Source organism: Campylobacter sp. VBCF_01 NA2, from assembly GCF_027797205.1.
GTDB lineage: Bacteria > Campylobacterota > Campylobacteria > Campylobacterales > Campylobacteraceae > Campylobacter_B.
Genome location: NZ_CP115607.1, coordinates 192284 through 214716 on the forward strand (window position 1 = coordinate 192284; position 22433 = coordinate 214716).

At 40.4% G+C, this 22433-nt stretch carries 25 protein-coding genes; all 25 read left to right on the plus strand.

The window, feature by feature from the left end:
• Positions 1–47: 47 nt before the first annotated feature.
• Positions 48–470 carry a F0F1 ATP synthase subunit B family protein gene (locus tag PF027_RS01075; RefSeq protein ID WP_270872143.1) on the plus strand — a complete coding sequence of 141 codons (423 nt, stop codon included), beginning with the start codon at positions 48–50 and terminating at the stop codon, positions 468–470.
• A gap of 9 nt (positions 471–479) precedes the next feature.
• Complete coding sequence (locus PF027_RS01080; RefSeq protein WP_270858375.1) at positions 480–992, plus strand: F0F1 ATP synthase subunit B; 513 nt, start codon at positions 480–482, stop codon at positions 990–992.
• A complete protein-coding gene (locus PF027_RS01085) occupies positions 992–1522 on the plus strand; it encodes a F0F1 ATP synthase subunit delta (protein ID WP_270858374.1) in 531 nt (176 codons plus the stop codon). The genes PF027_RS01080 and PF027_RS01085 overlap by 1 nt, the downstream gene beginning before the upstream one ends.
• A gap of 13 nt (positions 1523–1535) precedes the next feature.
• Complete coding sequence (atpA, locus tag PF027_RS01090) at positions 1536–3050, plus strand: F0F1 ATP synthase subunit alpha (RefSeq protein ID WP_270858373.1); 1515 nt, start codon at positions 1536–1538, stop codon at positions 3048–3050.
• Between the two features lie 12 nt (positions 3051–3062).
• Entirely contained in the window at positions 3063–3974 is a 912-nt protein-coding gene (gene atpG, locus PF027_RS01095) for an ATP synthase F1 subunit gamma (RefSeq protein ID WP_270858372.1), read from the plus strand.
• 18 nt (positions 3975–3992) lie between these two features.
• A complete protein-coding gene (gene atpD / locus PF027_RS01100; RefSeq protein WP_270870886.1) occupies positions 3993–5390 on the plus strand; it encodes a F0F1 ATP synthase subunit beta in 1398 nt (465 codons plus the stop codon).
• A gap of 9 nt (positions 5391–5399) precedes the next feature.
• Positions 5400–5804, plus strand: a complete 405-nt coding sequence (gene atpC / locus PF027_RS01105) for an ATP synthase F1 subunit epsilon (protein WP_270858370.1) — start codon at positions 5400–5402, stop codon at positions 5802–5804.
• A 2-nt stretch (positions 5805–5806) separates the two neighbouring features.
• Positions 5807–6373 carry a MotA/TolQ/ExbB proton channel family protein gene (locus PF027_RS01110; RefSeq protein ID WP_270862173.1) on the plus strand — a complete coding sequence of 189 codons (567 nt, stop codon included), beginning with the start codon at positions 5807–5809 and terminating at the stop codon, positions 6371–6373.
• A 6-nt stretch (positions 6374–6379) separates the two neighbouring features.
• Positions 6380–6778, plus strand: a complete 399-nt coding sequence (locus PF027_RS01115) for an ExbD/TolR family protein (RefSeq protein WP_270858368.1) — start codon at positions 6380–6382, stop codon at positions 6776–6778.
• A complete protein-coding gene (locus tag PF027_RS01120) occupies positions 6771–7703 on the plus strand; it encodes a TonB C-terminal domain-containing protein (RefSeq protein WP_270872144.1) in 933 nt (310 codons plus the stop codon). The genes PF027_RS01115 and PF027_RS01120 overlap by 8 nt, the downstream gene beginning before the upstream one ends.
• Positions 7704–7756: 53 nt before the next feature.
• Positions 7757–9004: a Tol-Pal system protein TolB gene (tolB, locus tag PF027_RS01125; RefSeq protein ID WP_270872145.1), complete on the plus strand. Its 1248-nt coding sequence runs from the start codon at positions 7757–7759 to the stop codon at positions 9002–9004.
• Between the two features lie 51 nt (positions 9005–9055).
• Positions 9056–9526: an OmpA family protein gene (locus PF027_RS01130; protein ID WP_270858365.1), complete on the plus strand. Its 471-nt coding sequence runs from the start codon at positions 9056–9058 to the stop codon at positions 9524–9526.
• 1 nt (position 9527) lies between these two features.
• Positions 9528–10358, plus strand: a complete 831-nt coding sequence (locus PF027_RS01135; RefSeq protein ID WP_270872146.1) for a hypothetical protein — start codon at positions 9528–9530, stop codon at positions 10356–10358.
• A gap of 38 nt (positions 10359–10396) precedes the next feature.
• On the plus strand, positions 10397–11029 hold the full coding sequence (locus PF027_RS01140; protein WP_270858363.1) for an FKBP-type peptidyl-prolyl cis-trans isomerase: 633 nt from the start codon (positions 10397–10399) through the stop codon (positions 11027–11029).
• Positions 11030–11032: 3 nt separating this feature from the next.
• Positions 11033–11962 (plus strand): ACP S-malonyltransferase, encoded by a 930-nt coding sequence (gene fabD, locus PF027_RS01145; protein ID WP_270872147.1) that lies wholly within the window; start codon positions 11033–11035, stop codon positions 11960–11962.
• Positions 11959–12642, plus strand: a complete 684-nt coding sequence (locus PF027_RS01150; protein WP_270872148.1) for a 5'-methylthioadenosine/adenosylhomocysteine nucleosidase — start codon at positions 11959–11961, stop codon at positions 12640–12642. Before fabD ends, PF027_RS01150 begins: the two co-directional genes overlap by 4 nt.
• A complete protein-coding gene (locus PF027_RS01155) occupies positions 12639–13388 on the plus strand; it encodes an ATP-binding protein (RefSeq protein WP_270876274.1) in 750 nt (249 codons plus the stop codon). Before PF027_RS01150 ends, PF027_RS01155 begins: the two co-directional genes overlap by 4 nt.
• 137 nt (positions 13389–13525) lie before the next feature.
• Entirely contained in the window at positions 13526–14446 is a 921-nt protein-coding gene (locus PF027_RS01160) for a 4Fe-4S dicluster domain-containing protein (protein ID WP_270872149.1), read from the plus strand.
• Complete coding sequence (locus PF027_RS01165; protein WP_270872150.1) at positions 14439–16316, plus strand: proton-conducting transporter transmembrane domain-containing protein; 1878 nt, start codon at positions 14439–14441, stop codon at positions 16314–16316. The genes PF027_RS01160 and PF027_RS01165 overlap by 8 nt, the downstream gene beginning before the upstream one ends.
• Complete coding sequence (locus PF027_RS01170) at positions 16313–17194, plus strand: respiratory chain complex I subunit 1 family protein (protein ID WP_270862241.1); 882 nt, start codon at positions 16313–16315, stop codon at positions 17192–17194. The genes PF027_RS01165 and PF027_RS01170 overlap by 4 nt, the downstream gene beginning before the upstream one ends.
• Before the next feature lies 1 nt (position 17195).
• A complete protein-coding gene (gene hyfE, locus PF027_RS01175) occupies positions 17196–17831 on the plus strand; it encodes a hydrogenase 4 membrane subunit (protein WP_270877294.1) in 636 nt (211 codons plus the stop codon).
• Positions 17832–17833: 2 nt separating this feature from the next.
• Positions 17834–19255 (plus strand): proton-conducting transporter transmembrane domain-containing protein, encoded by a 1422-nt coding sequence (locus tag PF027_RS01180; RefSeq protein WP_270877295.1) that lies wholly within the window; start codon positions 17834–17836, stop codon positions 19253–19255.
• Positions 19252–20955 (plus strand): NADH-quinone oxidoreductase subunit C, encoded by a 1704-nt coding sequence (locus PF027_RS01185; RefSeq protein ID WP_270872153.1) that lies wholly within the window; start codon positions 19252–19254, stop codon positions 20953–20955. The genes PF027_RS01180 and PF027_RS01185 overlap by 4 nt, the downstream gene beginning before the upstream one ends.
• Positions 20956–21489: a 4Fe-4S dicluster domain-containing protein gene (locus tag PF027_RS01190; protein ID WP_270870892.1), complete on the plus strand. Its 534-nt coding sequence runs from the start codon at positions 20956–20958 to the stop codon at positions 21487–21489. It abuts the gene before it with no gap.
• On the plus strand, positions 21489–22262 hold the full coding sequence (locus PF027_RS01195; protein ID WP_270872154.1) for an NADH-quinone oxidoreductase subunit B family protein: 774 nt from the start codon (positions 21489–21491) through the stop codon (positions 22260–22262). The genes PF027_RS01190 and PF027_RS01195 overlap by 1 nt, the downstream gene beginning before the upstream one ends.
• Positions 22263–22433: the final 171 nt, after the last annotated feature.

A 22433-nucleotide genomic window follows, 5' to 3' on the forward strand; every position in this document is an offset into this window, starting at 1 on the left:
TTATTGTAGTATCCCAAGTTTATATAAAATTTAGCCAAGGAGGTGTAATGCTAGAAATTAGTGTATCTGCAATGCTGACGACAATCATTGTGTTTTTAGCTCTAATAGCATTTTTAAATACCAAGCTTTACAAACCGCTTCTTGCGCACATGGAAGCGCGCGAAAAAGCGATTAGAGAAGATGAGGAAAATGCTAGAAAAAACGCACAAGATGTCGATTCTAACAAAGCAGAGATAGCAAAGGTTCTTGACGCTGCGAGGGTCGAGGCAAGTAAAATTAAGCAAGAAGCGGTAGATAGCGCAAAAGAGGTTGCTAGCAAAGAAATTGCTGAGCAAAAAGCTAAATTAGAGGTCGATTTTGCGAAATTTAGCGAAAGCTTAAACGAGCAAAAAGCAAGCTTAAAAAGTGATTTGAGTGCGAAAATTCCTGATTTCAAAGACGAAATCAAATCTGCACTTTCAAAAATTTAAGGAGTCGGCGTGAAAAAATATCTAATTTTCCTTATTTTGCCACTTATCTCGCTAGCTAGCGGACATGACGGCCCCAAAGACTACGATATAGTATGGAGAACGATAAATTTCGTATTGTTTTTCGGCATTTTATATTACCTTCTAAAAGGCCCTGCAAAAGACGCTTTCAAAGCCAGAATCGATAGTATCGCTAAACGCCTTGAAACAAATCAAAGAATTTTAAAAGAATCAAATGAGAAAAAAGAACAAGCAAAAAAAGATTTAGAAGAGGCAAAAGCCCAAGGCGCATCTTTGATCGAAACTGCTAAAAAAGAGGCTGTTTTTGCGGCTGATAAAGTAAAAGCGATGAGCGAGCAAGAGATTAAAAATTTAAACAAATCTTTCGCTGAGCAAAAAGATTTCGAAACACGCCGTATCGAAAAAGAGGTCGTAAATGAAATCTTAGATGAGGTTTTTGCAAAAGATACTATGGAATTCAAGCAAGACAAGCTTCTTGATATTATTGAGAAAAAGGCTGTGTGATGATAGATAATACGGCGAAAAAATATGTAAGCGCACTGATTAAAACTTATAAAAAAGACGAATTAGGCGCTGTTTTAGGCACATTGGAGACTATCTCATCTGCGTTTAAGGTTTCAAAATTTGGCGATATTATAAAATCTCCAACAATCAAAGACGCTGATAAAGTGAATTTAATACTTTCTTTTATCAAAGATCCAAGCGATAAAATCGTAAATTTCATCAAATTTCTTGCCAAAAACAGAAGAATTGGTTTGATTCCTCAAATCACAGATGATTTGCGTAAAAATATCTCTGCTATGGATAACAAATTCCACGGCAAAATTTACTCAAATCAAGATATCAGCGAGGATAAAATCAAGGATTTGCAAGGCAAAATTTCAAAGAAATTTAACGCTGAAATTTTACTTGAACTAGTCAAATGCGACTACGAGGGTATCAAAATCGAGGTTGAAGATTTGGGATTTGAGATTAGTTTTTCAATCGATAGATTGAAACAAAAAATGAGTGAATATATTTTAAAAGCAATTTAATAAGGAGTAAAGTGTGGGTGCGAAAATTAAAGCAGACGAAATTAGTAGCATAATTAAAGAGCGAATTGAAAGCTTTGATCTTAGCGTTGATGTCGAAGAGACAGGTAAAGTCGTATCTGTCGCGGATGGCGTTGCTAATGTTTATGGCCTAAAAAATGTTATGGCTAATGAAATGGTTGAGTTCGAAAACGGCTCTCGCGGTATTGCGCTGAATTTGGAAGAAAGCAGTGTCGGTGTCGTTATTTTGGGCGATACAAGCGGTATTAATGAAGGAAGTAGCGCAAAAAGACTTGGCAAACTTTTGCGTGTTCCAGTAGGCGACGCGCTAATCGGACGCGTTGTAAATGCCCTTGGCGAGCCGATTGACGGCAAAGGCCCAATCGATACAAATACAACAAGATTCGTTGAAGAAAAAGCAAAAGGCATTATGGCTAGAAAATCAGTTCATGAGCCACTTCAAACAGGTCTTAAAGCGATTGACGCCCTTGTTCCAATCGGTAGAGGTCAAAGAGAGCTAATCATCGGCGATAGACAAACAGGTAAAACAACCGTTGCAGTTGATACTATCATCAACCAAAAAGGTCAAGATGTCGTTTGTATCTATGTCGCTATCGGTCAAAAACAATCAACCGTAGCGCAAGTCGTTAAAAAACTAGAAGAATACGGCGCTATGGAATACACTATCGTGGTTTCAGCTGGTGCTAGCGAGGCTGCTGCGCTTCAATACCTAGCCCCATATTCAGGCTGCACAATGGGTGAGTATTTCAGAGATAACTCACGCCATGCTTTGATTATTTATGACGATTTAAGCAAACACGCTGTTGCATACCGCGAAATGTCATTGATTTTAAGAAGACCACCAGGTCGCGAGGCTTATCCGGGCGATGTTTTCTATCTACACTCTCGCTTACTTGAAAGAGCTAGTAAGCTAAGTGATGCGCTAGGTGCTGGTAGCTTAACAGCGCTTCCTATTATCGAAACACAAGCAGGCGATGTTTCAGCATATATCCCTACAAATGTTATTTCGATTACTGATGGTCAAATTTTCCTTGAATCAGGTCTATTTAACTCAGGTATCCGCCCTGCGATCAATGTCGGTCTCTCAGTTAGCCGTGTCGGTGGTTCAGCACAAATCAAAGCGATTAAAAAAGTTTCAGGCACACTTCGCCTAGACCTTGCTCAATACCGCGAACTTCAAGCGTTTGCACAATTTGCAAGCGATTTGGACGAAAGCAGTAGAAAACAACTAGACCGCGGTCAAAGAATGGTTGAAATCTTAAAACAACCACCTTATAGCCCACTTCCAGTTGAAAATCAAATCGTCATTATTTTTGCAGGTAGCAAGGGATATTTAGACGATGTCGCACCAAGCGCAATCGGCAAATTTGAAGCTGAGCTTTATCCATTTATTGAGGCTAAATACCCTGAAATTTTCGAGCAAATCAGAACCAAAAAGACTTTGGAAAAAGATTTAGAAGAGAATTTGGCAAAAGCATTAAATGACTTTAAAGCGACATTTTCGGCATAATAAGGCTAAAAAATGGCAAATTTAAAAGATATTAAGTTAAAGATAAAAAGCGTAAAAAATACAGAAAAAACAACAAAAGCTATGAAGCTTGTTTCTAATGTAAAGCTTAAAAATACCAAAGAAGCTGCTATGCGCTCTCGTGCTTATGCTGTGAAGATCAACGATGTTCTTGGTGAAATTTCAGCACGAATCAAAGACTATGTAGCTGCTAGCGTAGGTGATGATGATAAGCTAAAAATTTTTAACACAAGCAGAGAAGTCAAAGTTGTTGATTTGCTTTTTATCACAGCAGATAAGGGACTTTGCGGTGGTTTTAATATCAATACCATTAAACAAGTAAAAGCCCTAATCGAAGAGTATAAAGCGAAAAATGTAAAAGTTCGCCTAAGAGCTGTGGGCAAAAAAGGCATTGAGTATTTTAACTTCCAAGGTGTCGAGCTTTTAGAAAGATATGTTGGCGTAAGCTCATCGCCAAATCCTGAGAAGGCTAATGATATCGTAAATGCTGCGGTTGCTGATTTTAGAGAGGGCAAAACTGATAAGATCGTTCTTATCCACAATGGATATTTGAATATGATTTCGCAAGAAATGAGAGTTTCTACCCTCGTGCCTATTGGACAGCCAGAGATTGATGAGAGTGCTTTTAAAACTGGTTCTGTAATGGAAGTAGAAGTTCAGTATCCAGAAGATGAAGAAATTTTGATGATGAATTTGGTGCAAAGCTATTTGAGTTATAGTATGTATTATGCTCTGATAGATTCACTTGCAGCAGAACATTGTTCTAGAATGAATGCTATGGAAAACGCGACAAACAACGCAAAAGAGCGTGTCGCTCAGCTAAATTTGGCATATAATAAAGCTAGACAAAGTTCTATTACTACTGAGCTGATAGAGATTATCAGCGGTGTAGAATCAATGAAATAATAAATGAAAGGAGAATTAATGAAGGGAATAATTTCTCAGGTAATGGGTCCTGTCGTTGATGTTGATTTCAATGACTACTTACCTAAAATTAACGAAGCTATCGAAGTCAAATACGATGTCGAAGGCGAATCAAAAAGATTAATTTTAGAAGTTGCAGCTCACTTAGGTGATAACCGCGTAAGAACAATCGCTATGGATATGAGTGATGGTTTGCGCCGTGGTTTGGAGGCTGAGGCACTTGGTGCGCCTATTAGCGTTCCAGTTGGCGAAAAAGTTTTGGGTAGAATTTTTAATGTTACAGGCGATTTGATTGACGAAGGTGAAGAGGAAAATTTCGAAACTCGCTGGTCAATCCACAGAGATCCGCCAAGCTTTGAAAACCAAAGCACAAAAAGCGAAATTTTCGAAACTGGTATTAAAGTTGTTGATTTGCTAGCTCCTTATGCAAAAGGTGGAAAAGTTGGTCTATTTGGCGGTGCCGGTGTTGGTAAAACCGTTATTATTATGGAGCTAATTCACAATGTTGCTTTCAAACACAGCGGTTACTCTGTATTTGCGGGCGTTGGCGAGCGAACAAGAGAGGGAAACGACCTTTATAACGAAATGAAGGAATCGGGCGTTTTGGATAAAGTTGCCTTAACCTATGGTCAAATGAACGAACCACCGGGAGCAAGAAATAGAATTGCTTTGACAGGTCTTACAATGGCTGAGTATTTCCGTGATGAGCTAGGACTAGATGTTTTGATGTTTATCGATAACATTTTTAGATTTTCTCAATCAGGTTCAGAGATGTCAGCGCTTCTAGGACGAATTCCAAGTGCCGTTGGTTACCAACCGACTTTGGCAAGCGAAATGGGAAAACTTCAAGAGCGTATTACATCGACTAAAAAAGGCTCAATTACATCAGTTCAAGCTGTTTATGTTCCAGCTGATGACCTTACAGACCCTGCTCCTGCAACGGTTTTTGCTCACCTTGATGCGACAACCGTTCTAAACAGAGCGATTGCAGAAAAAGGAATTTATCCTGCGGTTGATCCACTTGATTCAACTTCAAGAATGCTTGATCCGCAAATCATCGGCGAAGAGCATTACAAGGTAGCTCGTGGCGTTCAAGCTGTGCTTCAAAAATACAAAGATTTGCAAGATATTATCGCAATTTTGGGTATGGACGAGCTTAGCGAAGAGGATAAACTTGTGGTCGATAGAGCTAGAAAGGTCGAGCGTTATCTTTCACAACCTTTCTTTGTCGCCGAAGTTTTCACAGGAAGCCCTGGTAAATATATCAGCCTTGAAGAGACTATCGCTGGATTTAAGGGAATTTTAGAGGGTAAATATGATGATTTACCTGAAAATGCTTTCTATATGGTAGGAAATATTGACGAGGTAGTGGCAAAAGCCGAAAAAATGAAGGCATAGGAATCTGCTATGAATAAATTTTTACTATTAGAAATCGTTACGCCAGAGGGTTTGGTATTCTCTGGCGAAGTTGCGTCTGTCCAACTTCCAGGTCAAACCGGCGAACTTGGTGTTTTGCCTGGACACTCTACCTTGCTGACTGGTCTGAAAAACGGCAACGAGGGTGGTATCGTTGAGATTGTAGATAAAGAGGGCAAAAAGCAATTAGTCATAGTAAATGGTGGATTTTTAAAAGTCGATGAGGAAAAAACCACTATTTTGGCAACTCAGGCTGTGGCGATAGGTGGCGATAGCGAAAATGCTGTCGCAAAATCGTTGCAAAAAGCCAAAGAATTGCTAAATTCTATCAGCACAGATACTATGGCTACCTCTGCTATCATGGCCAGAGTTGATGAATTTGCAAGGCAAAAATAAGTATGTTGGATCTTATTTTAAGTTATTTTACAAGAAGCACATTTATTACGATATTTGTGCTTTCTTGGCTTTCGATATATTTTATAGTTACATTTACCATTTTGATTTCGCGCTACGCAGGGCTTAGTGCATGGCAAGTCAAAGAAACAAAGGCGCTAGAATCGCTTTTAATGGGTGGTAAGATTGCACTTTCTGGGTCGATTTTTCAAAAAATTACTCCCGAGCGAACGACCAAAGAGGCCCTAAATGTCTATAAAAGCAAGGCTGAGCGCGACGCTACTAGTGGGCTGACTTGGCTTTCTATCATCGCTTCGACATCGCCTTTTATAGGGCTTTTTGGAACGGTTGTTAGTATTTTGGATACATTTTCAAAGCTAGGGGGCGGAAATTCGGGAATAGATACTATCGCACCAGCTATTAGCGAGGCTTTGGTTGCGACAGGTTGTGGAATTTTCGTCGCTATTCCTGCATATACTTTTGCTTTACTTATTAAGCGTAAAGCTTATGAGGTTACAAGCATTATAAACCGCACATCTGATATCTTGCTTCATAAAGCAGGCGCAAAGTAGAGTTGTATGTATAATTTCGATGAAAATCCTGAATTAAATATAACTCCGCTTGTCGATATTATGCTGGTTTTGCTCGCTATTTTAATGGTGGCGCAAACCGCGATTATTTATGATGAGAGAATCGAGCTTCCAAGCGGTTCGAAATCGGCTTCATCGCAAAATACAGCCGAATTTATGCTCGTGCGTGTGGATGCAGATAGTAAAATTTATATCGACACTAGCACTATGAGTTTGGCTGAATTCCCAGATAATTTGCAACTCATTAAAAGCAGTGGCAAATACGCTGTGGATAAGCCAGTTTATATCCAAGCCGATAAAAAAATCATTTATGATAATGTAATGTTTGTTTTAAAGACGCTAAAACAAGCTGGTTTTAATAAGGTTGTGCTTCAAACAAATGGCTAGATATTCAAATTTCACCGGGGTTAGATATGATAATTTCAGATCATTTCTAATCGCTTTGGCTCTATATTTTAGCTTGCTTGCTATTTTTCTTTATCAAATTTCAGAATACAAAAACAAAGCGAAAAAATACACCGATGATTTGGGCGCGATTATGGATATCGCAATCCCAATAGATTTTGATGATTCGCCGATACCAACAGCCCCAAATATCGCCGAAGAGGACAAAGAGGGCGACCAACACGAGCAAGAAGAAAAGCCAGTCGAAGAAGAAACTCTAAAAACTACGACTGAGGTTACTACCCCACCTCCACCACCTGCGCCCAAACCAGAGCCAGCAAAGGAAGAGGTAAAAAAAGAGGAGCCAAAACCAGAGCCTGAACCAGAACCAATCCCGGAGAAAAAGCCAGAAGAGCCAAAGCTAAAAGAGGAGGCTAAAAAAGAGCCTGAGCCAAATTTGAACGATTTGTTTTCTGATACTACGAAAGATAACAAAAAGCTAAGCGAGAGTGTTTCTAAAAACGACGCCGTGCAAAGTAGCAAAAAATCAGACAAACAAACCCAAACCAAGGCGAAAAATCAGGCGACTTCGCGCAACGCGCTAGTAAAATCAAATGTCGTTACCGGCAAAACCCAGCTTACTGGCGAATACGACGCATATCGTGGCAAGATAAACAAAATCCTCCAACGCCTTTGGAGCAAATATGCAACCACCGTCAATGACGATTCTACCGTCGTTGTAACCTTTGGCGGGGACGGTAGGATTAGCGATTATCAGATCAAAAGACTTGGAGCAAATACCGAATTTAACCAAAAACTAAGAGATTTCCTAGGAAATTTGGAAATGCAAAATTTCCCAAAATCGCCTGACGGGAAGCCTTTTATTTATGAGATAAATTTAAACGATGTAGTTAGAAATAAATTTTAATTTACAAATTTTTACTACAATTGCATTTTTTTAAAATTTTGCAAGGAGAGATAATGAAAAATTTAATGTTGATTTTTGCATTTTGTATGGCTGTTTTTGCGGCAGATGCGACGACTACGATTACAAACGAGGGCGTAAGCCTGCCAAGAATTGTCGTTCAAAATGCATCAAATCTTTCAAACGCTGAGTTTAACAACAAATTTTTTAAACTCATGGTAGGGGATTTAAAGGTTGGCGCTACTTTCGATGTTAGCGATGAGTATTTGGTGAGCGATTATAACGGGGACGCTAATTCAAATTTAGGCGAGCTAGGGGCTGCGCTTATCGTAAGATACGCAGTTAGTGACAAAATATCGCCTATGAATTTAAAGGCCAAAGTCATCGAGGCTGGGACTGGTAGAGTAATGTATGAGAAAAGCTTTTCTCTCTCAAACGCCGAGAAATACCCATTTTTGGCTCACATGGCAGTTTCTGAAATCGTAAAAGAGCTAGGATATTCTGATGTGGATTGGATGAAAGAGATGATTTTACTCTCTCGATATACTTCGACAAAAGAGAGCGAGATTATGGTGGCTGATTATACGCTGACATACCAAAAGGTAGTTTTGCGTGGTGGATTAAACATCTTCCCTAAATGGGCGAGTGCGGCGCAAAATGAATTTTACTATACTTACTATGTGAATCAAAATACCCCTGCGATTTATAAATACAACCTTTCAAACGGCTCAAAAAGTAAAATTTTCACAGGCAAAGGTATGACAATCGTAGGCGATGTAAGCTCTGATGGTCGCAAACTTCTAATCACAAACGCACCAAAAGACCAACCAGATATTTATCTATATGACATAGGCTCAGGTTCGGCTAGACAGATTACAGATTATCCAGGAATCGATGTAAATGGAAATTTCATCGACGGCGATTCAAGGGTAGCTTTCGTAAGCGATAGACTTGGATATCCAAATATTTTTGCCACTAGCATAAATGGCGGAAATGTAACACAAATGGTATATCACGGCAAAAATAACAACTCAATTAGCACAAATGGAAATTATATAGTCTATTCTAGTCGCGACGGATCTGGTAGCTTTAATATCTATATGATCTCAACTCAAACAGATATGATTCGCCAGCTAACATCTGGTGGCAAAAATATGTTCCCTAGATTTTCTAGCGACGGTGGCAGTGTTATGTATATCAAACAAGCAGGCGGTGGAAGTTCAGTAGGAATTATCCGCGTAAATGAGAATAAAAGTTTTCAATTTCCATTAAAAATCGGTCAAATTCAATCGGTTGATTGGTAATTTTAAATATTTTTATGCTATAATCTTGTAATTTTTTTTGAAAGGATAAGTATGAAACATTTAGTTTTAACTTCAGTTGCAGTTGCTGCTCTACTTTTGAGCGGTTGTTCTAAAAAGAATCCGGAGGTAGATTCAAATTTAAGCGATGCTGACAGATTGGCTGCATTAGCTGCTCAAATTCAAAGCGAAGTTGGCAATGTATATTTTGATTTCGATAGATTTAATATCCGCGCTGATCAACAAGGTACAATTAACAACAACGCAGCTTTATTCAACCAAGCTGGCGCAGAGGCTTTAACTGTTAAAGTTGAAGGTAACTGCGATGAGTGGGGCACAGATGAATACAACTACGCTCTTGGTCTAAAAAGAGCAAAAGCTGCAAAAGATGCATTGGTTGCACAAGGCGTAAATGGCGACAGACTATCAGTTGTTAGCTACGGCGAGAGTAACACAGTATGCAAAAATGGCACAAAAGAGTGCGACGCTCAAAACAGACGCGACGAATTCAAAGTAGGTTTCTAATTTGAGTTTCAAATCAAATTTAGCTGTGGCGCTTCTTGGCGTTACAGCTTTTTTACATGCAGAAGTTTCGGCATTTGACGCTGGCAATATCGGTTCAGACAGCTCTTATGGTCTGACAGAAAACGAGCAATTCTTACGCGACAATCGTAAAAAAGTAAATGATATGCAAAACAACCTAAATAGTGTTAATGAAAACATGGAGGGTTTGCGCACTGTCGTAGAAGGGGCTAATGAAAAAGTTTCAAATTTAGAAAGCAGAGTGGCTGATTTAGAAATTCGCACGACTGGTCGTAGTAACGGCAGCAGTGAGCTAGATCAGATGAAAAAAGATATCGCATGGCTAAAATCTCAAATTTCTGAAATTAATGCAAAACTTGGAAATTCAAGCGTAAAAAAAAACGCTGAAATAAGCAAAAAAACTGGCGCTCAAAGTGCCAAGGGCGCTAGTGCAACTACCACAAATAAATCAAATTTTAGCGCCAAAGACAATGCTTCAATCGCAAAAGAGGCAGAGGAATTATTTAAGAAAAAAGACTATGCAGGCGCCAAAGAGCGCTACGCTTACCTTGCTAGCAAAAATTATCAACCAGCAAAATCAAATTATATGTTAGGCGAAGTGGCGTATTTTTCGGGCTCTTACGGAGACGCGATTAATTACTACAAAAAGAGCATTTCGCACAATCAAAAACAAGACTACACACCAAGACTTTTATATCACACAGCAATTAGCTTCGATAAAATCGGGGATAGCGCAAGCGGAACGAAATTTTACAACGCTCTAAAATCATCTTACCCTGATTCAAAAGAGGCCAAAGCTGCACCAACACGCTAAAATCAAAATTTGATAAATTTTAATTTAAGGAGAATTTTATGGCGCAAAACAGAGTTATAAAAATGTATTATGAGCTAAAAGACGCAAATTCAGGCGAAATTTTAGAGTCAAATTTCAACGCAAATCCGATTGCCTTCATCACTGGCAAAGAGCAAATTATCCAAAAACTTGAAGATGAAGTTCTAAGCCTAGGCGAGGGCGAGAGCAAAATCGTTAGAATTTCCCCAAGTGACGGCGTTGGCGAATACAACGAAAACGCTATCCAAATTTTGCCAAAAGAGGAATTTGCAGGTATTGATTTGGTCGTAGGTATGGAGCTTTTCGGTCAGGCAGAAGACGGCGCGACAACCCGCGTAATCGTCAAAGCAATCGGCGAAGAAGATGTTACAATCGACTTTAACCACCCATTTGCGGGCAAAGAGTTGGAATTTAATGTCAAAGTCGTCGAAAACCGCGAGCCGAGCGAAGACGAGCTAATGACAGGCGTGCCAGAGGGCGAGCATACTTGCGGTTGTGGCGGACACGGACATCATCATGGCGAAGACCACGAGTGCTGCGGCGGACACGGACACCACCACCACGGAGATCACGAGTGTTGTGGCGGGCATGGACACCATCACCATGGCGATCATGAGTGCTGCGGCGGACATGGTCATCACCACGAGGACTAAGATATGAAATACGCATTTATTTTCCCGGGTCAAGGCTCACAAAGCGTGGGTATGGGCAGAGAAATTTACGAAAATTTTGCCAGCGCAAAAGAGCTTTTGGACACTGCTAGCGCGCATACTAAAATCGATTTTGCAAATTTGCTTTTTGAGGCAAATGATAAACTTGATATTTCTGAATTTACTCAGCCCTCTATTGCGCTAAATTCGATGATGTGTGTTTTGGCGCTAAATGAGCAGATTAAAATTTCGCCTGAGTTTTTGCTAGGACACTCGCTTGGCGAGTTTAGCGCACTTGGCGCTGCTGGCGCGATTGAGGCAAAGGAAATTTTAAGGCTTGTAAATATCCGCGGAAAATTAATGCAAAATGCTTGCGAGGGCAAAAATGCCGGTATGATGGTGGTTTTGGCCCTTAGCGATGAGGTAGTTTGCGCTATTTGCGACGAAGCTAGGGCGCAGGGCAAGCGGGTTTGGGCTGCGAATTTCAACTGCGACGGACAAATCGTCGTGGCTGGCAATCGCGATGATTTGGCGAGTTTGGAAGCCAAATTTAAAGAAGCTGGCGCAAAGCGCGCAATGCTTTTAAATATGAGCGTAGCTAGCCACTGCCCAATGCTTCAAAGTGCAAGCGACGAGCTTGTGAGCCATTTAGAGCCTGCACTAAATGAGAGTTTCGCCCCAGTCGTAGCCAATGCAACGGCTAAAATTTACAGCACAAAAAGTGAAGCCCTAGGGCTTTTAAAAGCGCAACTAATCAGCCCAGTGCTATACAAACACAGCGTGAAAAACTACGAAAATAGCGTGGATTGCTTCGTCGAATTTGGCGCAAGCGTGCTAAAAGGGATAAACAAAAAAATCACCGACAAACCGACTTTTAGCATTTCAAATTTAAGCTCGCTAGAAGAATTTGTAAAATTCGCAAAGGAAAACGCTTGAAAATCGCAATTTTAGGCGCAATGCCAGAGGAAATAGAGCCACTTTTGGCGAATTTAGACGCCAAAAAGATTGATTATGCAAACAACGAATTCTACCTTGCGAAATTCGGCGCGCACGAGCTTATCATCGCTTACTCAAAAATCGGCAAGGTAAATTCTACCCTTACTGCCACGCTGATGATAGAAAAATTCGGCGCGGGGAAGCTTATTTTCACGGGCGTTGCAGGCGCGCTTAAAGAGGGTTTGAAAATCGGCGAAATTTTATACGCTACCCGCCTAGTCCAGCATGATTTGGATATCACTGCCTTTGGTCATCCGCACGGATTTGTGCCAGGAAGCCCGATTTTTGTGGATACTGACGCGAACCTTAACGAAATCGCACAGCGCGCGTCAAGGGAATTGGGGCTAAATTTAAAATCAGGCATTATCGCAAGTGGCGATCAATTTGTATGCGACGAGGCGCGCAAAGCTTGGATTAAATCCGAATTCGACGCGAGCGCAGTCGAAATGGAGGGCGCAAGTGTAGCGCAGGTTTGCCATGCGCTAGGTGTGAGTTTTTGCGTGTTAAGAGCCATTAGCGACGAGGCTGGAAACAAGGCTGAGTTTGATTTCGACGAATTCGTCGTAAAAAGCGCGAAAATTAGCGCAAATTTAGCCCTAAAAATGGTCGAACTTCTTTGATAAATATCTCCAAAAAACTTTTGCGCGTGGTCGGTCAAACCAACGCAAAATACAAAATGTTCGAAGAGGGCGATAAAATTTTGCTTGGGTTAAGTGGCGGCAAAGACAGCATGTCTTTGGCACACATTTTGAAGCATTTCCAAAGTGTAAGCCCGCTAAAATGGGAGTTCGAGGCCGTAACGATAAGCTACGGCATAGGCGAGAATTTAGGCGAAATTTCAGCGCATTTTAACAAGCACGAAATCCCATATCATATCATTGAAACCAAAATTTTCGAATTTGGCAAGGAAAAAATCCGCGCAAACACCACATTTTGCAGTTTTTGCTCGCGCATGCGCAGAGGCTATCTCTACACATACGCACTCGAAAATGGCTTTAACAAAATCGCCATAGCTCACCATTTAGACGACGCTGCGGAGAGTTTTTTTATGAATTTCACCTATAACGGCGCACTTCGCACCCTAGCTCCAAAATACACCGCCCAAAACGGCCTAGTAATAATCCGCCCACTAATCCTAGCCAGAGAGCGTCAGCTAAGCGCGTGCGCAGCGCAAAATGAGCTTCCGGTGATGAACGAAGAAGATAGTTGCCCAGCCAAGCAATACGGAGGTAAGGAACCAATCGCCAGAGCTGCGACAAAGGAACTTTTAGCCCAGTATGAAAAGGCTCACCCGAAATTTTTTATCAGCTTAGAAAGTGCGTTTAACAACATCCACGATGACACATTTTTCACACCGAAATTTTAAAATTTTGAAATTTGGTAGTTAAATTTTAGTTTCATATTAATAAAATTTTAATAATAAATAAATTTTTCAACCTAAATTTAGACGAATTTTGATAAATTTACATGTCAATTATCAGATTTCTTTGAAAAGGCTGTCGTGTGAGTAAAATTCATCAAATTGTAATCACAAATCCGGAGCTTTGCATAGGTTGTAAGGCGTGCGAGAAGGCTTGTGTTAAAGAATCTATAAAACGCGGCAAACTAGGAATTACACGCATTAGAGTATTCAAAGTAGAAAAAACCTCTTCTACAAACCAATGTCGCCAATGCGACGATGCTCCATGCGCCGTAGTTTGCCCAAGCGGTGCTTTGCAAAATTTAACAGATTTTGTCCATCTCAATGAGCATTTATGCGTCGGCTGTGGGCTTTGCACCGTAGCCTGTCCGTATGGCGCCGTCTCATTAGATAGCACTGGTGTTTTTGGAGTCGAAAAAGACGCGAACTATCTTAGCCAACCGGGATTTCCAAGTCTCGCTGTCAAATGCGATATTTGTGATGGTAGAGAGGAGGGCTCGGCCTGTGTCGAAGCCTGTCCAAAAGGTGCGATTATAATGCTAGATTCAAATTCAGAGCATAAAATCGGAAAAAAACTCAAAAATACGGAAAATATGCAAAATTTCATCAAGGCTATCAGCGATAGAGATGTTGATCTAAGCGAGTTCATGGCTCCACCTGCGCCAAAACCTGCGCCAGAAGCGAGCGTGGCTGAAAAACCAGCTGAAAAAGTGGCTGAAAAAGTGGCTCTTGATACGGCTTCTGCGCCACAGAGTGCGCCAGATCAAAAACCAGCTGAAAAACTAGCCTCACAAACAGCTCCTGCCCTAACTCCTGCGCCAGCTGAGAAAGTAGTCCAAAAACCAGCTCCTCAAAAGGTCGAAGCAAAAACCGAGCCAAAAGTAGAAGCTAAGCCTAGTGATGAGATAAAACCGCAAAAAGTAGCCTCTAAACCGAAAAAAGAGAGCAAAGGGGCAAAAAATCCGAATTTGAAATCTAACGATAATAAGGATGACAATGCTTGAATTTATTTTTATTTCATACTTATTAATAGGCGTTATCAGCTTAGCTCTTTATAATTCGCAAAAGACTGCTTTGTATTTTGGATTTATTTCAAATGCCGCTATTTCGGTAGTGGGCGCGCTGTATTTCCTATCGCAACTGCATGGAAGTAGCGAATTTGTGCTTAGGGGATTTTTGTTTGAACCAAGCTTTTTGCTAACGCCTTTGGGTGCATTTTTTAGTTTTATAGTATGTTTTATAGGCGCGATGAGTGCGATTTATTCGCTTGGATATTTGCAAAATTTCAAGTTAAATTTCGCTGTAAAATCTGCGCTTTTTAGCTTTTTTATGCTAAGCATGCTAATGGTTATTAGTAGTAACGATGTCTTTGGATTCGTGGTTTTATGGGAGTTAATGACGCTAGTTTCTGCGCTAATGCTCAAATTCAACGACACTCCAAGTTCAAATTTCACAGTTATGCTATATCTTGGCGTGGCGCAAGTGGGCGCGTTTTGTATCGTTATAGCGTTTTTGATTATGGCGCATAGTGCTGGAAGTTTGCATTTTAGCGACTGGAATTTCAATGCTTCATCTTTATTTATTTGCATTTTGCTTTTCATCGGATTTGGCACGAAGGCTGGTCTTGCACCGTTTCATGTGTGGAGCCCGCTAGCATATCCTCTTGCAAATTCAAATGTCTCAGCGTTATTTAGTTCTGCGATGAGTAAGGTCGCGATTTTTGGTTTGATTAAATTTATGTTAATTGCCAAAATTCCTGCCTCTTTTGCCTTAGCTATGATGATTTTGGGCGCATTTGGTGCTGTTTGGGGTATCATTTTTGCTGCGCTTCAAAACGAGTATAAAAAACTAATCGCATATAGTTCTGTCGAAAATATGGGAATTATCCTGCTAGCACTTGGTGCTGGACTTTATGGGCTTGCTACTGCAAATAATATTTTAGCAGCCTTTGGTTTGGCTGGTGCGATTTTACATAGCTTAAATCACAGCGTGTTCAAGGCTGTTTTGTTCTTTGCTGCTGGAAATATCTACAATGCAAGCAAAAAGCTAAAAATCAACTCTTTGGGCGGTTTGGCAAAATTTATGCCAATCACTGCGTTTTGTTCGCTAATAGCCGTGTTGAGCATAGTCGCAATTCCGCTATTTAACGGCTTTGCGAGCGAGTGGCTGATATATAAAGCACTTTTATCAAAAACAGATCCTGGAATTTCAAGATTAGTTTTTGCGCTTTCAACTATCGGTTTGACGCTAGCTGGTGTGCTTTGTGCGTTTGCCTTCGTTAAATTTTACGGATTAATATTTAGTGGCAAAGCCAAAGGCGAGTATAGGGAGGCTTCGATTTTCTCACTCGTGCCTATGGTAATTTTGGCGCTTTTCTGCGTGATTTTGGCTCTTTCATCGCCTATGTTTGTAAGCAAAATTTGGTCATTTATGCCAGTATCAGATAGTGGAGCGACGCTATCGTTTTCATTGCTTTGGCTATGTTTGATTGCTATGCTAATCTTGCCATTTGTGATTTTGCTAGCTTTTAAATCGCCATTTGATAAACCAAAACTAAGCGATCCATGGGCGAACGGATTTAAATTTAGCAATGATTTCTTGCCAAATTCAAACACAGCCGTAGGCGATTTAAGACGAGTTTTGGCTAAATTTATGTGCATAAAAATGCGCAAAAAAGGCAGCTCTTACAGCATTGTCGTAAAAGATGTTTTTATGGAATATATCTATAAGCCTATAATTGATATAAATATGAAAATAGCCGATAAAATCGCCATTATGCAAAATGGCAAGAGTGCGACTTACGCATTTTATATGGTGCTTTATCTTGGCATTTTAGGCGTGGGAATATTTTACTTTTTTGGAGGCAAACTATGATATTACAACTACTTTTAGCTCTTGCCTTGATGCCACTATTTGACGGTATTTGTCGAAGTTTGCGTGCAAAAATCCAGTCTCGTCAAGGACCTCCGATTTGGCAAACTTATTATGATTTGTTAAAACTTTTGCGCAGAAAGCGAACAGCTCCAAATTCAGCCCATTTTGTCTTTAAATGGACGCCGTATTTGCTCGTGGCAATCGGAGCATTTTTGGTAATGCTAACGGCTGCTAGGTGCGAGGCGGTTTCGGATTTGATCGTCATCGTGTATCTGCTTGTCGCATTTAGAGTTATTCTAAATTTAGCGGCATTTGATAGCCTAAACCCATTTGCGGCAATCGGAGCAAACAGAGAAAATATGCTTGCTCTTTATGCTGAGCCTATTATGATTTGCGGTGTAATCGTGGTTTGTGCGATGTTTGGCGATACAAATTTGGTCAAAATTCACCAAGCTGTGATAAATGGCGAAATCGGCGCAAAAGCATCGTTTATAGTCGCTGGGATTGTGTTTTTATGGGCTGTTTATATCGAAATGTCAAGAAAGCCTTTTGATATAGCAGAAGCAGAACAAGAGGTCCAAGAAGGTGTCGTGGCTGAATTTAGCGGTAGAGATTTAGCACTCATCGACATTGGTGCTATGTTAAAACAATTTGCTGTAATTTGCCTGTTTGTTAAAATTTTTATCCCATTTGGGTTTAATAATTTGCTTTTAGATTGCATTTTTACGATAATCTTGGTCGAATTAGCCACAACGCTTGCTGTGCTAATTGATAACTTCGGTCCTAGGTATGCAATGCTTTCGACTTTGAAATTAAACGCTTCGTGGATGCTAGGACTTGGCATTTTAAGCGTGATTTTGTTTGCTGCGGGGGTTTGATATGGAAGTGTTTGCAATACTTTTAATGATGATTTCTTTGGCGGTATTTTCGTTTAGGGATTATAGAATTTCAATTTCTCTTTATGCGTTAAATACCCTTTGTTTGGTGACACTATTTTTTATCATGGCGGCCAAATTTGGAGCTGGCGAGCTGTATTCGTGGGCGATAATCGCGGTCATTACCAAGGTGATTTTGGTGCCTGCGATACTTTTCTTTACACTTATTAGAATCGATGAAAAGCACGAAAACGACCCATACACTGGCTTTTTCTTATCGCCTGTGATAGCTTTTGCTTTTTCGATTGGGCTAGCTTATCTTTTGACGCCAATCTTTATGAAATTTGCAATTATTCAAAATGAATTTGTCATTTGTGCTGCGATTTTTACATTTTGGATTGGGGTTTGCGGATTTATTTTAAGAAGGTCGTTTTTAAAACAAATTTTGGCTTATTGTTTGATAGAAAACGCGGTTCATCTAAATTTAGCCACAAACGCTTGTAATGCTAGTTCGCTAGTCGAACTTGGAATTTTAAGCGACGCTGTGTTTGGAATCGCGATTATGGCTATTTTGGCAGTTAGATACAAAGAGGTCTTTGGTAGCCAAAATACGAATTTAGCCAGCGAGTTAAAGGGTTGAGTATGATAATATGTTTATTGCTTATTTTGCCGTTAATATTTGCGGCGTTGATTTATTTCGTGCCTGATAACAAGATAAAAGTCGCAAATTTAGCCTTTGCGCTAATTATTTGTGCGGTTATTTTTAAAGCTATTTCGCTTATAGGATATTCGCCACTTTTCGCGCTAAATAAAATGCTGTTTTTAGATAGCTTGGGTGGAATTTATCTGACAATCATCGGCATTACGGGGACTTTGGTAACGCTATATTTTCCTACCTATCTTGGTTGGAGAGATGAAAGCCCTAAAAAAATCAAAAAAATGCTAGTTTTAGCCTATATCACGACATTTGCTATGATACTTTCTGCCGTGGCAAATGATATTGCTATCATGTGGGCGGCTGTCGAAGCGACAACGCTAAGTAGTGTTTTTATGGTTGTTTATAACAAGAAAAAACAAATCGTAGAAGCCGGTTATAAATATGTAATGGTCTGTTCTCTTGGTCTAGCATTTGCTATGCTGGCTACTATTTTGCTTTATTCAAGCGGCGGGATTTTATTTACGGATTTGATTGATAAAAAAATCGATCCGCTTACGATGAAGGTTATTTTTATCTTAGCTCTTGTGGGATTTGGCACAAAAGCAGGTCTTGTTCCAACTCATACTTGGCTTCCTGACGCTCACGCACAAGGTCCATCTCCGACTTCTGCTGTGCTTAGCGGTATCGTGCTAAAAGTGGCAATGCTAGCTCTCATTAGATACTATTTTATCGCCGCAAATTCAGTCGGCATGGAATTTGTAATGGATACTATGCTTGTAAGTGGTGTGATTACTCTTTATGTGGCTGGGTATTTCTTGGTAACTCAACACGATGTAAAACGCATGCTTGCTTATCACAGCGTAGTTCATATGGGTGTTATCGCATTTGCTTTGGGAGTTGGCGGAAAAATCGGCGTAGCGGCAGCACTTTTCCATTGCCTAGCTCACAGCCTTACAAAAGCCCTAGCTTTCCTTACCACGGGAAATACTTGGAGAATTTACCAAACAAACAACATGCACAAAATGGGTGGTCTAGCATACACTGCACCGCTTACTTGCGTGTTTTTTGGAATTTCGATTTGCTCACTTGTTGGAGTTCCAGCTTTTGCGATTTTCGTAAGCGAATTTATGACTTTTACACAAGCAATTTTGACAGAGCGATATGTCGTAGCGATTATTTTTGCGATTGCATTAGCAGTTATTTTCATAGCGGACTTTTCACACTTTTTCTTAGCTTCATTTGGCAAAAACCAAAGCGAGTTAAAATACGATAAAGAGATGAGTTTGTTTGAAAATTTACCGCTTATATTTTTGGGCTTTTTTGTTATTGCTTTCGGACTTTGGAAATTTGAGTTTTTCTGGAATTTGCTTGATTTGAGCGTGAATTTAATAAAGGATTTAAGATGATAGGTGATTTATACATTAGTCAAATCGAAAGCGAATTTAACATACTTGAAACCACTAGACAAACCGATAAACAAATAACGATTTTGGTCGATAGAAACGACCTGCCTGCTGTGGTAAATAAACTATACTATGGTATCGGCGGTTGGTTAGTGACGATGGTAGCAAACGATGAAAGGTCTATCAATAAACATTTTGCGCTTTATTATGTGCTTTCTATGGAGGGTTCTAAATTTAGCCAAGATGATGAATTAGAAGAGAAATGCTTTATAACCGTTAAAACTCTAATTCCGGCTGATGATCCTGTTTATCCGTCAGTTACGCCGCTCGTTAAGGCTGCTGTTTGGTATGAAAGAGAAGCTTTTGATCTCTTTGGGCTTAGAGCAGAAGGGCTAATAGATCCAAGAAGACTTGCTATGAGTGATGATTGGCCGCTAGATTTATATCCGCTTAGAAAAGATGAGATGAATTATAAATTTCGTCCAGATCCGCTAAGCATAGAGCCTGATTATGAATTTAAAAAGCCAAAGGGAGTAAATACCCAAGCCATTCCGCTTGGACCGCTTCATATCACGGCTGATGAACCGGGACATTTTAGGCTCTATTGTGACGGCGATACGATTGTAGATGCGGATTATAGGCTGTATTATGAGCACAGAGGCATGGAAAAACTAGCTGAAAATCGTATGAACTACACTCAAATGGCATTTTTAGCCGAGAGAGTTTGTGGAATTTGCGGTTTTGCGCACTCTATCGCTATGGCAAGAGCCACAGAAAACGCTATGGGGCTAGAAATCCCTGAACGCGCGCAGGCACTCCGTATAATGAGCGCAGAGGTCGAAAGACTTCACTCAAACCTCTTAAATATCGGTTTAGCGTGCGAGGTTACAGGAAACTATACTGCATTTATGCATGTATTTAGAGTGCGTGAATACACACTCGATTTGGCCCAAATTTTAACAGGTGGCAGGAAAACTTACGGCACGGTAACCGTAGGCGGTATGAGACGAGATATCAGAGCCAAAGAGATAAAAGAGATTTTAAATTTGCTCTCTAAAATCGAGCAAGAATTCGAAGATGTCTGGGAAGTCATCATAAATGATGAAAGACAAATGTCTCGCTGGAAGGGAATTGGCGTTTTGGATCCGCAAGTTGGCAGGGATTATGGCTCAGTAGGACCTACAATTAGGGCTAGTGGATTTAAGCGAGATGTTCGCTACGATTACCCTGATGAATTTACGAAAAAACTCAAATTTAACATAAATACCGAAACTAGTTGCGATGTCTATGGCAGGGTCAAGGTGCGCTACCACGACACAAAAGACGCGATTAATGTGATTAGGCAGTGTATAGATATAATGCCAGGTGGCGATATCATCGTAAGTAGCGATTATAGGGTTAAACCAAACAGCTACGCAATCGGTTATATCGAAGCCCCACGCGGAGAGGATATCCACTGGATAATGCAAAGTGGTAGCCAAAAAGTATATAGATGGCGTGTCAAGGCCCCTACATTTAGCAACTGGCCAGCCCTAGCTCATCAGCTTCGTGGCTACACCGTCGCTGATGCCGCGCTTATCGTATGTAGCCTAGATCCTTGTTATTCATGCACCGAAAGGCTAACCGTAGTAGATATAAAAAGCGGAAAAAGCAAAATTTTAGCCGGAAAAGAGCTTAAAGCGATTTGCCAAAAAGGAAATTAGATGAAAATTTTTGATTTAGTGAAAAAAAAGGGAGTTGTTACAAAGCCTTATCCGTTAGCGCCGTATGAAATGAGCGAAAATTTCAGAGGCCGCCCAGAATACACCTATGCTTTGTGCATTGGCTGCGCATCTTGTGGCGTGGCTTGCCCGCCAAACGCAATCAGCGTCAAAATCGAAGATGAAAAATCAGTAGTGTGGCGATACGATACTGGCAGGTGTATTTTTTGTGGTCGTTGCGAGGAGGTCTGCCCTACAAAAGCTATCAAACTTAGTTCTAAATTTGAACTAGGCGTGAATTTCAATCGAGCTGATTTGCATGTGTGTGGCACTATGGAGGCGCATAACTGCTCGCAGTGTGGAAAGGCCTTTACTTCGAAGCGTTTTGTCCAAACCGCGCTTAGTAGAATCGCGTCTTCGAATATGAGCGATGATCGCAAAAAGCTAGCCAGAGAATATACGCAAATTTGCCCTGCTTGCAAACGCGAAAACACAGCAGCGAAAATGCGAGAAAATGATTATCAAAGGATTGTGTGATGAGTAGTGGCGATGATAAATTAAAATTTTTAAAACAAATTAGGCGAAGTTTCAGCGTTTTTCGTGTCGATTGCGGTAGCTGTAATGGTTGCGAAATCGAGATTTTCGCCACTCTTGCTCCACAATGGGATCCAGAGAGATTTGGCTTCAAACTCGTCGCAAACCCGCGCCACGCCGATATTTTGCTCGTAACTGGGCCAGTTACTAGGCAGATGTATTATCCGCTTTTGCGCGCGTATGAGGCTATCCCTGAGCCAAAAATCGTCGTAGCCTTGGGCGCGTGCGGTTCAAGTGGCGGAATCTTCCACGATAGTTACGCCGTGTGGGGCGGTGCGCAAAGCGTAATTCCAGTCGATGTCTTTATCCCTGGCTGTCCTCCGCACCCAGCTGGCATTTTATACGGGCTAGCTAGCGCGCTTGGGCTAGTAGATCAAAAGCTAAAAGAGCAGAAATTTGAAAAAAGTGAGAATTTTATTTTCACAGATAAACCTTCGTTAGTAGGCGATATGGCGTTTGAAAAATCAGCTTACCAAAAGGCGAGATTTTTGATGAGCTATGTCCATGCTGACGAGCTTTATGACAAATTTATGGACGCGCTTCGCACAAGCGGTGAGCCTAAAAACCCTGCTAGCGTCAAAACAGCTGTTTTAAACGCGATTAGCGCAGAAGAGGATCCGAGATTTAAAGAGTGCTTGGGAATTATCTACAACGATGTGTATGGCAAGTATTTTGGCGCAGAAAAAATCGATTCAAAATCCCTTGCTTGGGCGTAAATTTTAAATTTACGCCCCTTTTTTAAATTTTTTAAAAATTCTTATTTAAATTTTATAATATCAATAAGTTTTATATTTTATATAATTTTAGTGTAATTTTAGTTTTAAATTTTAAAATGCTTTAATGAACACGGGTTATAATCGCACTTTATTTCGTTAAAAGGGGAAATC